The sequence below is a fragment of the Paenibacillus sp. JZ16 genome (genome assembly GCF_015326965.1).
Classification (GTDB): domain Bacteria; phylum Bacillota; class Bacilli; order Paenibacillales; family Paenibacillaceae; genus Paenibacillus_AQ.
Map to the genome: position 1 here is coordinate 5169184 of NZ_CP017659.1, position 16176 is coordinate 5185359.

The window sequence follows — 16176 nt, forward strand, 5'->3', positions numbered from 1 at the left end:
CAGCTCTGTTAACCAGATCCGGGCGGGGTTACTTTGTTTAGGAGGCTTCATGTGAATACACAAGATAAATCTTCATTTTGGCTTATAATGAGCGCTATCTTTTTCGGTAATTTTCTGGCGGTGCTCAGCATTACGACCATCAACGTGGCTTTTCCCGTTGTCATGGAGCAGTTCGATGCCACGCTGAGCACAACTCAATGGCTGATGGCCGGGTATCTGCTGGCAACGGGCATTGTGGCTCCCATCGTAGGTTACATGGGGGACCAGCTCAGTTATAAGAGGCTGTTTGTCCTGGCCTTGTTGGGCTTTACGCTCTCGTCGGTATTATGCGTTGTAGCCTGGAACATCGAGACTTTGATTGCTTTCCGGATTACGCAAGGCGTGTTCGGCGGGATGATCATCCCGATTACGATGACCATCATATACCAGGTATTCCCCCGGGAGCGGCAAGCCTACGCCATGGGACTATGGAGCCTGGCCTCTATGCTGGCACCGGTGATCGGGCCGACACTTGGCGGATGGCTGGTGCAATATTTTGGATGGAAATCGATTTTCATTCTAAATATTCCGATCGGTCTGATCTCGATGGTCATCGTAAGCAAATTCATTCCTTTTTATCGACTGACCGGGAAGAAGAGGTTCGATCTCCTCGGATTCTTGACGGTGGTGGCGGGCAGTTCTCTTTTGCTGCTCTCCTTCAGCCACGGCAACGACTGGGGCTGGGGATCCTGGAAGACCCTGTCCCTGCTCATCTCCGGAATTTTACTGCTGCTGTTCTTCATTAAGTGGGAGCTGCGGATTTCATCCCCGTTATTGCAGCTTAAAGTGTTCAAATTCCCCCGATTTCGGTACAGCTTGATCCTGAACTGCATCGTGACGATATCGCTGTATACGGGAACCTTGCTGGTGCCGCTTTATTTACAGACCGTGCTGAAGCTGTCTCCGATGGATACCGGACTTATCATGCTGCCGGGCGCGGTTGTCATGGCCGCTGCGTCGCCGATTATCGGCAAATTTTATGATCGGATCGGTCCATTCCGGCTGGTGATCACGGGGGTTCTCATCATTGTGGCCGCCACGCTCGCTTTCAGCGGAATCGGCATCCATACCTCGGTTCTGTACATTTCCTTGCTGCAGCTGGTTCGCTGCCTCGGCATTGCTTTATGCAATATGCCGTTAACGAACGCAGCGATGAGCGCGGTGTCCAGCGAATATTCAGGCCACGCATCGTCCATCACGAACTGGGCGCGCCAAGGGCTCGCTTCGTTATCGATCGGCATATTCAGCGCACTGGTGGTATCCAGAACGTCCTACTACATGGGTGCGGGGGCTTCGACCCAGCGTGCGGCGACAACGATGGGCATTGATGACGTGTTTATGATCGGAACGATGGTGGCTGTTATTGCCATACCTCTTACATTTTTGTTACGGGTCAAAAAGAAAAAAACGGCTCACCCTGTCGCGCTCTGACCGGGCGTTCATCGGCCAAGTGGAGAAGATAATCCTGCGGGCCGTTGAAGCCTGGCGTAAGATAGGGAAACTCGAAAGGTATCAAGCGATTGAATGGGGTATGTTGAGCTACATCGTTGGCGTCAAGGATAACCTCAAGCATGGGCAAATAGGACGTTAACGGGTAAGAGGGCAGCTGAAGGGCTGCTCTCTTTTTTTGCATTACACCCGTCAATGGATTGCACGAATTATGACAACGCTGTTCTTTTATTGAAATCGCGGTCTGTGGTAGGGTGAAGTATACGAATGTGCAGGTGGTAGGAGGAGCTTATGGAATTTATACGGAAGCTGTGGATTTTCGGTTATCAGCAGGCGTTGTCCTGCATATTTCCGGTTATGATCTTCGGTGCGCTGGGACTGACCAAGGTGGTTGAGATTCCCGGCTTGGCGCGGTATGATCTCATCCTTCTCATATGTGTGCTGGCGCAAATCGGGATGCTGGTGAGCAAACTGGAGACATGGGATGAGCTGAAGGTCATCTGCGTCTTTCACGTCATCGGTTTGATGCTGGAGCTGTATAAAGTGCACATGGGCTCGTGGTCTTACCCGGAGGAAGGCTGGAGCAAAATTGGCGGCGTCCCGCTGTACAGCGGCTTTATGTACGCCAGTGTGGCCAGTTATATATGCCAGGCATGGCGCCGAATGCATTTGCGTATAACGGGCTGGCCGCTGCCCGTGCTGACCGTGCTGATCAGCGCAGCGATCTATGCCAACTTCTTTACCCATCACTATGTGTGGGATGCACGCTGGCTTCTCACGGCATTGTTATTCGTGGTGTTCGGCAGAACCATGGTGTATTTTGACGTGGACGGAAAAACGCTGCGGATGCCGCTGGTGCTGTCGTTTCTGCTGATTGGCTTTTTTATCTGGATCGCTGAGAACATTTCTACGTTTCTTGGAGCCTGGACTTATCCGGGTCAGGAGCGCACATGGAGCCTTGTGCATATCGGCAAAATCAGCTCGTGGTTTCTGCTGGTCGTGATCAGTGTCATCATTGTAGCTCAGCTGAAGCATCTGAAGCAGGGCAGAGGACCGTCCCAAGGCAATCCGAAGGGAACGGTTATGTGAGCCCAGTTTAGCGGATTTGACCATTTATGCCTAATCATATATCCTATGGTTAATTAGATGATGGAAAGCTAACGTTGCGACTCGAGCTTAAGGCAAGAGACTTTGTATGAACATAGATGTTTGGCATAGATGAACCGCGCGAAGCAGAAGGGAGGAGGATCCACATGAAAAAAAGATCATTGGCGTCTTTGGCAAAAGGCATGGGATACTCCACCGCTGTTTTCTTTGATCCGTCCGATGATGGGAGAAGTGTGTCCAAAATCGGATATTCGGGCGATCAAGGGTCCTTCCATTCGATGACCGAATGAGGATGCAGTGGAATTAAACACCACAGGTCGCTTGCTTGTGGTTGCATAGATCGGCATGTACACCACAGGTGCGCTGTGGTGTTTTTTTGTGCTTCTAATGATTCAAACAGAGGAGAGGGATACGTATGTTCATGCAAGGGAAACAGATTTATGTGAAGTCGGTAGAGGAATTGGATGTGGACGCACTTCTGAAGCTCGAGAAGGATAACCGGGATTTTTTCCAGCGGTTCACGGGCTTAAGGGAAGAGAGCTTCTACACCCATCAGGGACAGCTTGAGCGGATCCGAAAGGCCATGGAAGCCAGCAAGGCAGATCAAGGGTATGTCTATGTGATTGGGCTGCGGGACACCGGAGTGATCATCGGGGAGATTATGCTTACCGAAGTGGTGCGGGGGGATCTGCAGAGCTGCTGGATCGGTTATTTTTTGGACCAAGACCATAACGGAAAGGGGTATATGACCGAAGCGGTTCAATTGGTCGTGAGGTTTGCCTTTCAGGAATTGAAGTTTCACCGGATTGAGGCGGGCGTGATGCCGCACAACCTGGCCTCGATCCAAGTGCTTTTGAAAGCCGGATTCCATAAAGAAGGGATTGCCCGAAAAAACGTGAAAATCAACGGAACGTGGGAGGACCATCAGACGCTGGCTATTTTGAATGAAGCCGATGAGCAGCAGCCGTCTTCAATTCAGCGGTACAATCCACCTGTTATTGCCCCGCCGATCGGACCTTATACCCATATAACCAAGGTTCCGAGAGGGAGCGAGCTGCTGGTCTTCTCCGGTCAGGTGGGAACCGACAGCGAGGGGAACCTGCCGGACGATATGAAGCAGCAGGTGGAGAACACCCTGGCGAACATTGAGAGGTTATTGGCTGCGGAAGCGATGTCGGTGGATCATATCGTCAAAATCAACATTTGGGCGGCTCAGGAGGTCGACTGGGATCACTTCCATCAGATATGGGAGAAATTCCACGGGGGGAAGGCCCCGGCCATGACGATGGCCTACGTGCCGGCATTGGCGATGCCGTCCATTCTGGTGGAGATCGAGGTATGGGCAGCAAAGGGATAGCATTGATGAACCGTAAGTAAGAGCTGTAGACTTGGACTGCGGCCGATCATATGCAGTTACAAAAAAACCTCCGTGGATTCCTGTTAAGGGATCACGGAGGTTTGTTATATGGAGAGGAGCTTATAGATCGTCAAACCCGTTGTCGTCGCCAACTTTGCCGTAGTTACGGGATTTGGCTTCGAAGAAGTCGGTCTTCGTCGCGTTGAGGGCTTCATCGGAGAAAGGCTTGATCCATGGCATGCAGTTAACGTCCACGCCTTCATAAGCTTTTTCCAGACCCATCATGGTGATACGACGGTTCGCGATGTACTTGATGTAATCGCCCAATTCGTTCAGATCGATGCCGCGCACATTGCTGAGTGTGTAGTGAGCCCAATTGGTCTCAAGCTCAACCGCACGGTCAATGGTGCGGTACAGGTAGTCGATGTTCTCTTTCGTGTTCAGCTCAGGGAAGTCCTTGAGCAGCTGCTTGAACACTTCAGCGAAGAAGTAGCAGTGCTGGTTCTCGTCACGCTGAATATAGGAAATCATCTGGCTGGTTGCCATCATCTTCTGGTCACGGGCCAAGTTGTAGAAGAAGGCAAACGTGCTGTAGAAGAAGATGCCTTCCAGGATCAGGTCAGCCACCATCGCTTCGAAGAAGGACTGCGGCGACGGATTGTCACGGAAGTTTTGATAGATGTCCGAAATGAACTGATTGCGCTCGAGCAGAACCGGATCATGCTTCCAGTACTCGAAGATTTCCTTCTGTTCCTGATCCGAAACGATGGAAGAGAGCACATAGGAATAGGATTGGTTGTGAACCACCTCTTGCTGACCGATGATGGCCGAGATGGCTTCGAGCGACGAATCCGTGAAGTAACGCTTCACGTCGCTTACAAACATCGTCTGCATGGAATCCAGAACAGCCAGCAGGGAGATGTTGATCTTGAAGGTGCGCTGCTCTTCAGGGTCCAGGCGCGGGAACTGCTGCGCATCCTTGGACATCGGAATCTCGTCCGCGATCCAGTGGTTCAGCAGCAGGACCTTGTACAGCTTATACATATGAGGCATCCGAATGTCGTTCCAGTTCAGAATCCCGGAGCATTCACCTTCAATAACACGCGTGGAGCGGTTGGGTGCTTCGGTGTTAAATATCTTTTGCATTTGCATGCCGATTTTCTCTCCTTGTATATCATAGTAGGGCGGCGCATAGGTGGAGCTGAGGGATATTGGTCCAGCATATTCACGGGACGGGTATCCATCTCCAGACGCTTGTTGTCCGCCCTTTGCCTGAATGTATTGTAAAGGTTGCAAAGGGCTCCCAAAGGCGGACGTAAACTCTTCCGATTGGATACCCTTACCCTTGTAGTCTTCTATTTAGAAAGCTTATCCACTCCTGCTAAGCGGGAACACCCGCATGCAGCCGTTCGATGCTTGTTTGCACCACATGAAAAGCGATTCCCTAAGGGAGAGCAATCCACGTAGGCAGTAACTTAACAATCGCCACGAAGTAACTCACGGTCCCTGCGCCGCATGAGAAGCGATTCCCAAAGGGAGAGCGATCCACGCAGGCAGTAACTCAACAAAGCGCACGAAGTAACTCATTAGCCTCGCACCACATGAAAAGCGATTCCCAAAGGGAGAGCGATCCACGCAGGCAGTAACTCAACAAAGCGCACGAAGTAACTCATTAGCCTCGCACCACATGAAAAGCGATTCCCAAAGGGAGAGCGATCCACGTAGGCAGTAACTTAACAAATCGCACGAAGTAACTCATTAGCTTCGCACCACATGAGAAGCGATTCCCAAAGGGAGAGCAATCCACGCAGGCAGTAACTCAACAAACCGCACGAAGTAACTCATTAGCCTCGCACCACATGAGAAGCGATTCCCAAAGGGAGAGCAATCCACGCAGGCAGTAACTCAACGAACCGCACGAAGTAACTCATTAGCTTCGCACCATATTCCAGCGTTCCCGAAGGGAGAAAGCGCTTCTGGCCACTAAAGTAACTATAGAAGCGCATCATTCACGCCATGCACACCTTGCGGGTGTCCAGAGGGCAGCGCCCTTGGGGCCCTCCCTTGGAAGGGAGGGTTTGGGTGGGTTCGAAAAAGGTTAGACTAAACTCTTAGCTTGCGCACGACTCACACTCTTCAATCGTCAGCGCACGGCTGCGTACATAGTACGTGGACTTGATACCGGCTTTCCAAGCATGCAGGTGCAGCTCCAGGAATTCCGAAGCACGGATATCAGGGCGGACATACAGGTTAAAGCTTTGTGCCTGGTCAACGTGACGCTGACGGGCGGCAGCCATTTTGATGGACCAATGCTGGTCGATCAAGAAAGCCGTTTTATAGTACCAGATCGTTTTTTCGGATAGATCCGGAGCCGGGTTAGCCACTTTATAGGTGGTTTTTTCTTCATAAGAAAGAAGTTCGTACAATGGATCGATGCTCGCCGTGGAACCCGCGATGATCGAGGTGGAGCCGTTCGGTGCGATGGCAAACAGCCATGCGTTACGGACACCGTTCGCTTGTACTTCTTGCTGCAATTCGCGCCATTGTTCGGTGGTTACGAACTTGCCTTCATGCTCGCCGTCGGTGTAACCGCGGAACGTAAAGTACTCGCCGCTCTCCCAGTCGGAGCCTTTGAATTTCGGATAATGGCCTTTTTCCTTGGCCAGCTCCATGCTGGATTTAACGAGCAGGTAGTTGATGTGCTCATACAGGTTGTCATTATAGGCAACGGCTTCGTCGGATTCCCAGCGAATGCCTTCCAGCGCCAGCAAGTGATGCAGACCGAAGGTGCCGAGACCGACCGCACGATATTGACTGTTGGTATATTGAGCTTGCAGAACTTCAATATTGTTAATGTCGATGACGTTATCCAGCATGCGAACCTGAATTGGAACGAGACGCTCCAATACACCGGCAGGTACAGCACGAGCCAAGTGGATAGAGTTCAGGTTGCAGACAACGAAATCGCCAGGGATTTTGGAAATGACGATTCGAGTTTGCCCGTCTTTCGTAACCAGCTCTTCTTGCTCAACGACTGTCGGAGATTGGTTCTGCATGATCTCCGTACACAGGTTGGAGGAGTAGATCATGCCATGCGCAGAGTTCGGGTTCGCACGGTTGACCGTGTCGCGGTAGAACATGTACGGTGTACCCGTTTCAAGCTGGGATTTCATGATGCGCTTCATAATGTCGATGGCTTGTACCGTAATCCGCGGCAGCAGCGGGTTCGCCACGGCTTCAGCATATTTTTGACGGAATTCGCCTTCGCCTTGTCCTTGATCATAGAAGTCTTCCAGGCCCAGCGGACGGCCATTCTCGTCTTTCCAGCCCATGATTTTCTTCACTTCATGCGGACAGAACAGGCTCCACTCTTCACGTGCTTCTACAGCCTCCATGAACAAGTCAGGCAGACATACGCCATGGAACACGTCATGTGCTCTCATACGCTCGTCACCGTTGTTCAGCTTCAGATCCAGGAAGGACAGAATGTCTTTGTGGAACACATCCAGATAAACCGCGATGGCACCTTTACGAGTTCCCAATTGGTCAACGCTAACAGCGGTGTTGTTCAACTGGCGAATCCAAGGGATAACGCCGGAGCTGGTATTCTTGTGACCGCGGATGTCAGAGCCGCGTGCACGGACTTTACCGAGGTATACCCCGATGCCGCCGCCCATTTTGCTGAGACGGGCGATATCCGTATTGGAATCGAAGATCCCTTCCAGGGAGTCGTCTACGGTATCGATGAAGCAGCTGGAAAGCTGGCCGGCTACCTTTTTGCCTGCATTGGACATTGTCGGCGTAGCCGCCGTCATGTACAGGTTACTCATGGCCCAGTAGGCTTCTTTGACAAGGTCAAGACGCTTGTCGGCAGGCTCGTTATGCATGAGGAACATCGCGATGACCATGTAGCGTTCTTGCGGAAGTTCCATAACGCGACCGTCAAAATCGTTTGCCAGGTAACGCTCAGCCAGCGTCAACAGACCGATGTAATCAAACAGCAGATCGCGGCTTGGATCGATGCACTCGCCGAGCTCTTCGATTTGTTCTTTGGTATAGCTGGTCAGAAGATCCTCGCGATAGATGCCTTTTTGTACAAGCTCCGTAATGAGCGGATAGAAGGCACCGTATGGTTCTTCCGGGTAGGCTTTGTATCGGCGGTTGGTGGCCGCTTTTTTATATAAAGAGGTGAGAAACGAACGGGCAGCTGCAAACTTCCAATTCGGCTCCTCTTTGGTGACAAGCTCAAGGGCGGACATCGTGAAGGCGTTGCTGATTTCTTCGCCGGTAACTTGCTCGCCGCGCAATTTGGCATTGACGCCGCGAAGCAGGCGCTCTTTATCGAGCATGTCCAATCCTTTCAGAGTCCGATCGGCATAGACGGAGAGGCGAATTTCATCAAAGGCGAGCTGACGGTTGTTCGGTTTAACTACGAGCTGGGGCATGAATAAATTCCTCGCTTTCTTCGGGGGAAATATGAAAAAGGACATCAAAAAAACATTTTCTAAAACCCGCGGGCAGGCTTGAAAATGTCCGTGCGCTGTGATTCGAAAATGACGTTTGCCATAAGCCCATGAACGGGCATGATGTTATGTACAGACGCAAGTTTAACGAACACTTACCTAAAACCCCGTAGGTTGGTGTCTACTGCATATAGGCAGGTCTCCTGACTTGAGCTTCTTCCCTCGGAATTGCCTTTCCCGAGACCTTGCTCCGGTTCCTCGGTGGCATATGTCGGATGTGGATGGCTGATAGATCATAAACAGCCTTAGAGCCCTTACAGTGGCGGGACCGTGATGGATTTGCACCATGCTTCCCTATTAAGCCGGACTGCCTTATAGGTTGATCCGGCACCTATATACACTATATTTGGTTGTTGTTAATCTAATTTAACCCAATATATTGTGTTTGTAAACCATATTCTTAAAATTGAACGCAAAATGAATTATAGCAAACGAGCGGTCATTGTGCCAGTTAAGAAACTGCCAAAAGGCCATAACATTTCCTGAATTGTGACCAAATGCGACCTTTTCTGCGCAGATACCACGTATATTATCGTTTTGACAAAATAGGATATATTCGTATGGACGAAACGAGGAAGGTACACCATATCTTGTGTGAAGCTAAAGGCAGACGGACTTTGATATGGAGGGCCAGAATTGTTATGATAACAGTATTCGGAAATTTAGAGCATTCCATATAAATGGGATGGGAACGAGGGAGGTTTTTAAGATGGCAATAGCGGAGGTAACGGTGATTCCAATCGGAACCGCAACAACGAGTTTGAGCTCTTATGTTGCTGAGATGCAGCGTGTATTGAAACAACAGGATGGAATATCCTATGAGCTGACTTCGATGAGCACCATCATCGAGGGAGAGCTTAACATGATCTGGCGGGCGATAGAGGCTTTGCATGAAGCGCCTTTTCTGTCCGGTGCGCAGCGCGTATCGACTTCCGTGAAGATCGACGACCGCAGGGATCAAGTTTCCTCAAGCAAACAGAAGATCCAGTCCGTACAGGAGAAATTAGGCGGGTAATGCCACCAGTTTCGGGGGATATTTCCGTAAGAATTGGGCTTGCATTTTGCTGCTGAAGTATTATAATAATTTTTGTTGTTTCGTGAGGAATAACATCGAACCACATGTGCTGGTGTAGCTCAGGGGTAGAGCAACGCACTCGTAATGCGTAGGTCGGGGGTTCAATTCCCTTCACCAGCATCTTCATAAAGTCAACAACGGCGCGGTTTTCTGAGTTTTCGGAATCGCGCCATTTTTGTTGTTTAACCCGTTCTTCTACCATTTTTCTACCCTTTAGTCTAGTAAAGTGGGTTTTTCGTCCTCGATTTACTTCCCTAAGATTGAGTCACCAATTGTATTTAGAACAGCTTCTTGCAAGTTGGGCAGCACGTGGGAATAGGTATCTAATGTAATACTTGCTCCCTTTTTTGGCGATATGTCCTCTCATCAAAGATCCTCCTTAAAAATCTTCTCCATAAAACTGCAGCAATTGCTCGATATCTTTCCTTTGCACGAAGGCAGAATTATAGTACCTACTGGCAGGATGACTGAGCTTTAAGCCGATCCGTCCGTCCATCGTGTAATCCAAATCATGAAACTTTACAGGTTTACTGTCTGTGAAATTCATAAGCTGGCCATCCTCAACTAACTCCAATGGACCATCCAAGGAGAAGATAAGTTCCTCTCGAGTATGTAAAGTTTCATAGTCTACATGAATGATAAATTGTGAGGGGAGATCAAATCATCATGAGCGGAGGAGTTCAGGAAGGTTCCGAACTCCCGGAATGGATGCAAGACCAGCAGCATGAGGAAAAATCGGATGGGCAGGAAATGACCTTGAGGAAGCTGATCAAAAGTCGCAGCGAACGGTACCTCTGAATCTGAGGAAAGCCAGTTATCCAGCGATGAAGAGATTAGCAAGGAGGAGCTGGAACGGTTCTTCCTGAAAGAACGCCTCTTTTGAAGATATTCCATTGGATTTCCCGTTGTTCTTGGAAAAAAGTCTGAGTGAGGGTAAGACATGGGTTGAGATTTCAAAAAAATGCTGGCATTCCTTCCAGCCAAATTCAGCCGAAGTGGAAGAAGTATAAGGAAAAGGTCACAAAAATGATAAAGGCGGCGGAGCCGCTTAATAGAGACCAGGGTCACAATCCCGGTTGATTCAGGCCGGGGTACCTAAATACACGGTTAATGTTAAAAGAACCAATCAAGTTTAATCCCGGTAGCTAAAAATTAATATAATCCAACCCCAGAGAATCAATAAACGGAAGGGGCGGCGATGGCGTGGGGACAAGGAGAATTCTTTCCAAAAGCAAAACGAAGCGGAGATCCAGCGTACAAAATTCCTGCTCGTAAAATATAAAGAGATGGCAATGCTCATGCAGGATTTTGAAAAATTCGAAGACGATTTAAAACAGCGGTCGTTGATGGCAAAGTTGCTCGCCGCATCGATCAGGAGGATCTTCATGCTGATAAGACTGCCAACACTACGATTCTGATAGAAAAGCAGCGTTGGGTGTATCAACGGTATCGGTTCTATACGCAGCAGCTTGAAAGGGCTTTTGGTTTGATACTTCAGGGAACCTAGAGTATGGCCAATCGTTGAAACTAATGGGGTTCTTTGAGCAGGATCATGAGGAGTTTTAAGAATAGGAAAGTAAAAAAAACTGTCCTCATCGTACAGCTTTTTTGTTCTATATTTAAAATAAATGTTTTCTAAAAAATATGACCAATGTCCTATTATCATCATACTTTTCCTAAAAACGACAAATAGAAAGAAATAACTACGAAAAATGAGTCTCGAGATCCTAACTTATGATTCTCTTATAATATAATTTAAATCTAATGGTTAATTTTCTCAAAAAATACATGCTCGTACGATAAAGGCAAACCCATTGAAAAATGGGGACGCAAAGCTAGAGGGGCTAACGGATTTACTGAAATCCTATGTCAGCCAGCTATCGAATACGACGGAAACCTCCGTCTGCTTTAGGACGGAGGTTTTCTTTTTGAGATATTTAAAATTTGAATTAGTGATAGTCGGGGCTTTTAGCTTTGTCTATAGATAATGATGATAAACGAGGGGGGAAAAAAGTAAAGCAGTTGAGGCGAATGAAAAATACATATGAATGCCTCCCCATTTGAATTGAGAACTGATAGAGTCACATCATGAAAAATCTCGAATGTCTGCTATTATCAGCTAACTTTAATGCTTTAGGCTCTAGAAAAAAGACTTCGTGATTGAACTTAAATAGGAGGTTGAAAAATGAACCTGCGGTTAATGAAACGGGCTGCTATCACAGCGGCGACAGCTTTAATAGTCAGCAACTGGCTGCCATTTGCGCCGCTTGGGATTCAAACAACATTTGCAGATCCAACTCAGAATTCATGCGGGAATAGGGTTGCTTTAGTTAACGGTAGTTTTGAAGAGCCAGCAAATAATAGACCTTTCCCTGATCCTACTGCCCCTTCTGGTGTATATTCGTTAATTCATGAGGATGAAGTCCCCGGGTGGGAAACAACAGCGTCTGATCATTTACTGCAGATAGAGAGGTATGAAAATGGTTATGTAAATATCTCTCGTGCGCATGGAAATCAATTTGCAGAATTGAATGCAATGGAAGCATCCACCTTATATCAAGATGTGAAAACGACACCGGGACAAACGATTTATTGGCGGTTAGCCCACAGGGGAGATCAAGGTATAGACACGATGCAAGTTAAAATCGGTCCATCCACTGTATCAATCGGAGATTTAAATACCGTGAGAGAAATAAGCTCCGGGAATAAAGAATGGACGTATTATTCCGGTACGTATACCGTTCCAGTTGGGCAGGAGGTAACACGCTTCGCGTTTGAATCGGTTAGTAGTGCCGATGGAAGACAAGATGCAGGGAACTTCTTAGACGACATCTTCCTTGGTACGGAACCATGTGGTGTTGTAACAAAGTCCGTAGACCCCGTTGACAATGTACAAGAAGGGGATGACTTAACTTACACCGTTAACTTTAAAAATGACGGTGGAGACCATTCGGGCAACACAGTATTTACGGATAACATTCCTGAGGGAACCGAATACGTCCTTGGATCTTTAGAGATTGTATCGGGCCCGAATGCCGGTCAGTTGACCGATGCAAGCGGCGATGACCAAGGGGAATTTATTGCAAACGAAAATCGGGTTATCGTTCGGTTAGGGAACGGAGCGGACGGAAGCCAGGCAGGCAGAATTCCGAACGTCGACGTCTTACCTGACGGGACAACGGTCCAATTTAAAGTTAAAATCCTCTCGAAATACAAAACGACAGGCGTCTCCAACCAAGCGACTGTGGAATACGACAATTTGTTGTCAGGGGATCATGAAACCCGGACATCCAACGGTGTTACGGTCGATGTGAATCGTCCGCCGATCGTCCCGGATTTCGAAGAAACGACATGGAAAGACACAACCGTAACAGGAAGCGTGTATGGCGTGGACGCAAACGGTGATCCGCTGACATTCACCAAAGGAACAGACCCGCAAAATGGTTCGGTGACCGTCAATCCGGACGGGACGTGGGAGTACGTGCCGGATCCTGATTTTACCGGAACCGATAGCTTTGAGGTTACGGTAAGCGACGGCAAAGGTGGGACCTCCACCTCGACGGTGACGATTCACGTAGAGGACCCGCCAAACCAAGCGCCTGAGACTAAAAATTACGATGTAACGACGGAGAAGGATACATCGGTAACTGGCAGTGTTTATGGAACCGACCCGGATGGGGATACGCTTACGTTTGTCATCGAAAGTAATCCGAAGCACGGTACGGTGATCGTCAATACCGACGGAACGTGGGAGTACGTGCCGCATCCCGGATATGTTGGTCCGGATATCTTTACAGTCACAGTGAGCGACGGTAAGGGCGGTGTTACGACATCGACGGTGACGGTGGACGTAACGGACAAGCCGAATAACCCTCCAGTATCTTCTGGTAAAGAAGTAACAACGGAAAAAGGTACTTCCGTGACAGGCGATGTTTATGGTACGGATCCGGATGGAGATCCATTAACGTATACCCCTGGCAAGCAACCGGGGAACGGAACCGTCATTGTGAATCCGGACGGGAGCTGGAAGTATACCCCAGATCCCGACTTTGTCGGCGAGGATAGCTTCACGGTTATCGTGGACGACGGCAGGGGCGGCAAAACTGAGGTTGAGATTATCGTTGATGTGACGGAAGCAACGACTCCACCACCAACAAATCAACCTCCAGTATCTCCGGATAAAGAAGTAACGACGGACAAAGGTACATCCGTAACGGGCGATGTATATGGTACGGATCCGGATGGAGATCCATTGACGTATACCCTAGGCAAGCAACCGGGGAACGGAACCGTCATTGTGAATCCGGACGGAAGCTGGAAGTATACCCCAGATCCTAACTTTGTCGGTGAGGATAGCTTTACCGTTATCGTGGATGACGGCAAGGGCAACAAAACCGAGGTTACAGTTAGCGTTCGAGTAACAGAACCGAATACGCCGCCAACAAATCCAGGGAACGGCACGAACCCAACAGATCCGGGCAACGGCACGAATCCAACAGATCCAGGGAACGGCACGAACCCAACAGATCCGGGCAACGGCACGAATCCAACAGATCCAGGGAACGGTACGAACCCAACGGATCCAGGCAGCGGCACCAACCCAACAGACCCGGGAAATGGAACGAATCCAACGGATCCAGGGGACGGTACCAATCCGACAGATCCAGGTAATGGAACAAACCCTACTGATCCAGGGAACGGCACGAACCCAACAGATCCAGGTAACGGTACGAATCCAACGGATCCAGGGAACGCTGCAACTCCTGAAGATTCTGGAGATGGGGCTGGCCAGTCAGACTCAGCACAAGATAACAATGAAATGACCGCAGGAGAATCTGGTAGAGTTCCTTCATCTGCAGACCAATCTGGTACACCTCAAGGCAACAAGTTGCCGAATACATCAACAAACCTCTTCAACTTAGGACTCGCAGGACTCATCGCCTTGTGCGCTGGCTTGGTTCTCATGTTCAGAAAAAGAAATGCTTAATTGACGAAAGATAGCAAACACAATTTCCTTTGGGAAGGTGTTTGCTTTTCTTTTTTAATTGAGAATTAAGTAGAGCGCTGAATATTTAGAGAATAAAGACAAGCATGAACTAATCCACCCCGCTCATTTGCAGATCAGTCAATATCAATGCGTATGGGTAAAGAACGCAGCTTCATTCGGTTGGTCGTAGTACCGCTGGCAGCATGAACCGGTATTTTACGCTCATTTAAAAGGGAAGGCTCCGGCTTGGTATGGCGACCGCCGACAGACCTCGGTATGGCGCGCGCTGGCCTCCCTTTGGAGGAACCTGAACCATCCACGGTCTGGGAAGTGTCCCGTGGTGACGTCGGCAAGTACGTTCATCCGACACAAAAGCCGCTGGAGTTGCTGGCCATACCGATCAAGAACAGTAGTCGTCCAGGCAACACAGTGGCAGATTTCTTCGGCTGAAGCGGGTCTACTTTGATGACTTGTGACCAACTGGACCGGCCCTGCCGTACCATGGAGATTGATCCGAAGTTCTGCGACGTCATTAAAAAACGGTACAAGGAAGCTACCGGCATAGAGCCAGTCCTCATTTCTCGTATCAATTCTTAGTATAGAAAGAGGATATAGTTCGTATTTATTGAATGGATATATATGGGTTGAAGAACGCTTTAAGGAGGCTAGAATGGATCCAGAGAAAGAAATACAAGAACTTAAAGATCGACTTGATTCAGTGGAGAGGAAAGTTGGGAAGAGACCACATGGTGGTTCGAAGGGGTTGAACTTAGGTTTTTTAATTATAATTATTGTTTATCTATTGTTAGTTCTTATTGGGATAATCCAATTTGTGAACGCAGGATAAAGACCGCCAAGGGGCGGTCTTTTCTTTGTCCATAATAAAGAAGGACGCTGACACGTCCTCCTATTCGACTATCCCCCGGCTGAGATAGCGGCCCGCCACGCGTGGCATTTTGCAGACATCCTCATCTCGCATTCCATCATAACGGAAAGCCGAGGGAACGACAATGGGAACACCTGAGAATAAAGATTTGCTTCTGCAGCATGAGCTCGCAGTCATGGAAGGTATCCTCGAGAGCAAGGAACAATACCGAAAAATAGTCAAAGCTGGCCTAGCCAAGTGGGTTAAGGACCTTCAAGATGGCCGGATCGAGATCAAGACGGTGGATGACCTGAAAAAGTTGATAGAAATTGATATCGAACTGCAGAAGGATAATTTTTAAAGGAGCTCTTTCTCGATTTCATTAATTATTGTGAGATGACGCTTATAGAGGCTTTTTTTCTTATAACTTAACAGAGTATGATTTGTAGTTACTGAACAAAGAACTATCCTGATAAATACTATAGTAAGATAAGCATTCGAACAAAATGACACGAAAAAAGGAACCTCTGGCTATGCCAGCAGGTTCCTTTTTTCGTCTAGTCGTATTAATCGACTCACATGCTTTATTTCCTCTAATGGAACCCAGACTGGCCCATAAGCACTCCGCATCTCTAAGCGATCTGTACAAGTATCTGGTATGCCTTGTAATACTTCGCCATTGATGAGGTATATCGTCACGATGTGCTTCTTCTTAATGGCTATTTTTAGTTCTTTATCCCACATTTGATTGATCACGCACCCATGACTAAAGTA

At 48.6% G+C, this 16176-nt stretch carries 13 protein-coding genes, 1 tRNA gene and 2 riboswitches; of the genes, 10 read left to right on the plus strand and 4 right to left on the minus strand.

Annotation, left to right across the window (positions count from 1 at the left end; all coding sequences use genetic code 11):
• The first annotated feature begins 51 nt into the window (after nt 1-51).
• The 4 genes from BJP58_RS23300 (at nt 52) to BJP58_RS23315 (ending at nt 3952) form a co-directional block, all read left to right on the plus strand.
• Nucleotides 52-1470 carry an MDR family MFS transporter gene (locus BJP58_RS23300; RefSeq protein ID WP_194540767.1) on the plus strand — a complete coding sequence of 473 codons (1419 nt, stop codon included), beginning with the start codon at nt 52-54 and terminating at the stop codon, nt 1468-1470.
• A gap of 309 nt (nt 1471-1779) precedes the next feature.
• Nucleotides 1780-2577, plus strand: coding sequence for a DUF817 domain-containing protein (locus BJP58_RS23305; RefSeq protein ID WP_071222126.1), 798 nt, complete (start codon nt 1780-1782; stop codon nt 2575-2577).
• 164 nt (nt 2578-2741) lie between these two features.
• On the plus strand, nt 2742-2885 hold the full coding sequence (locus BJP58_RS23310) for a hypothetical protein (RefSeq protein WP_194540768.1): 144 nt from the start codon (nt 2742-2744) through the stop codon (nt 2883-2885).
• 125 nt (nt 2886-3010) lie between these two features.
• Nucleotides 3011-3952, plus strand: a complete 942-nt coding sequence (locus BJP58_RS23315) for a GNAT family N-acetyltransferase (protein WP_194540769.1) — start codon at nt 3011-3013, stop codon at nt 3950-3952.
• Nucleotides 3953-4072: 120 nt separating this feature from the next.
• Here the strand turns inward: BJP58_RS23315 and BJP58_RS23320 are convergent, their stop codons facing one another.
• The gene (locus tag BJP58_RS23320; protein WP_071222122.1) at nt 4073-5104 is read right to left on the minus strand and encodes a ribonucleotide-diphosphate reductase subunit beta; all 1032 of its coding nucleotides are present in this window, start codon (nt 5102-5104) and stop codon (nt 4073-4075) included.
• Nucleotides 5105-6063: 959 nt separating this feature from the next.
• Nucleotides 6064-8397, minus strand: coding sequence for a ribonucleoside-diphosphate reductase subunit alpha (locus BJP58_RS23325; protein ID WP_071222121.1), 2334 nt, complete (start codon nt 8395-8397; stop codon nt 6064-6066).
• Between the two features lie 194 nt (nt 8398-8591).
• A riboswitch (cobalamin riboswitch) is annotated at nt 8592-8825 on the minus strand.
• Between the two features lie 359 nt (nt 8826-9184).
• Between BJP58_RS23325 and BJP58_RS23330 the strand changes: the two genes are divergently transcribed.
• Both BJP58_RS23330 and BJP58_RS23335 read left to right on the plus strand, forming a co-directional pair.
• Nucleotides 9185-9490: an MTH1187 family thiamine-binding protein gene (locus BJP58_RS23330; protein WP_071222119.1), complete on the plus strand. Its 306-nt coding sequence runs from the start codon at nt 9185-9187 to the stop codon at nt 9488-9490.
• Between the two features lie 108 nt (nt 9491-9598).
• Nucleotides 9599-9670, plus strand: a tRNA-Thr gene (locus BJP58_RS23335).
• 259 nt (nt 9671-9929) lie between these two features.
• Here the strand turns inward: BJP58_RS23335 and BJP58_RS23340 are convergent.
• Nucleotides 9930-10097, minus strand: a complete 168-nt coding sequence (locus BJP58_RS23340) for a hypothetical protein (protein ID WP_194540770.1) — start codon at nt 10095-10097, stop codon at nt 9930-9932.
• Nucleotides 10098-10216: 119 nt separating this feature from the next.
• Between BJP58_RS23340 and BJP58_RS33970 the strand changes: the two genes are divergently transcribed.
• Nucleotides 10217-10348 (plus strand): hypothetical protein, encoded by a 132-nt coding sequence (locus BJP58_RS33970; protein ID WP_267907838.1) that lies wholly within the window; start codon nt 10217-10219, stop codon nt 10346-10348.
• 996 nt (nt 10349-11344) lie between these two features.
• Nucleotides 11345-11435, plus strand: a riboswitch (cyclic di-GMP riboswitch).
• A 678-nt stretch (nt 11436-12113) separates the two neighbouring features.
• The gene (locus tag BJP58_RS23345) at nt 12114-14537 is read left to right on the plus strand and encodes an Ig-like domain-containing protein (protein ID WP_194540771.1); all 2424 of its coding nucleotides are present in this window, start codon (nt 12114-12116) and stop codon (nt 14535-14537) included.
• Nucleotides 14538-14671: 134 nt separating this feature from the next.
• Here the strand turns inward: BJP58_RS23345 and BJP58_RS34150 are convergent, their stop codons facing one another.
• Nucleotides 14672-14890 (minus strand): hypothetical protein, encoded by a 219-nt coding sequence (locus tag BJP58_RS34150; RefSeq protein ID WP_336245474.1) that lies wholly within the window; start codon nt 14888-14890, stop codon nt 14672-14674.
• On the opposite strand from BJP58_RS34150, the gene BJP58_RS34155 reads away from it, so the two are divergent.
• On the plus strand, nt 14814-14987 hold the full coding sequence (locus BJP58_RS34155) for a DNA methyltransferase (RefSeq protein ID WP_336245470.1): 174 nt from the start codon (nt 14814-14816) through the stop codon (nt 14985-14987). The two genes, BJP58_RS34150 and BJP58_RS34155, sit on opposite strands and share 77 nt — an antisense overlap.
• A gap of 560 nt (nt 14988-15547) precedes the next feature.
• Nucleotides 15548-15763: a hypothetical protein gene (locus BJP58_RS23355; protein WP_194540772.1), complete on the plus strand. Its 216-nt coding sequence runs from the start codon at nt 15548-15550 to the stop codon at nt 15761-15763.
• Nucleotides 15764-16176 lie beyond the last annotated feature (413 nt).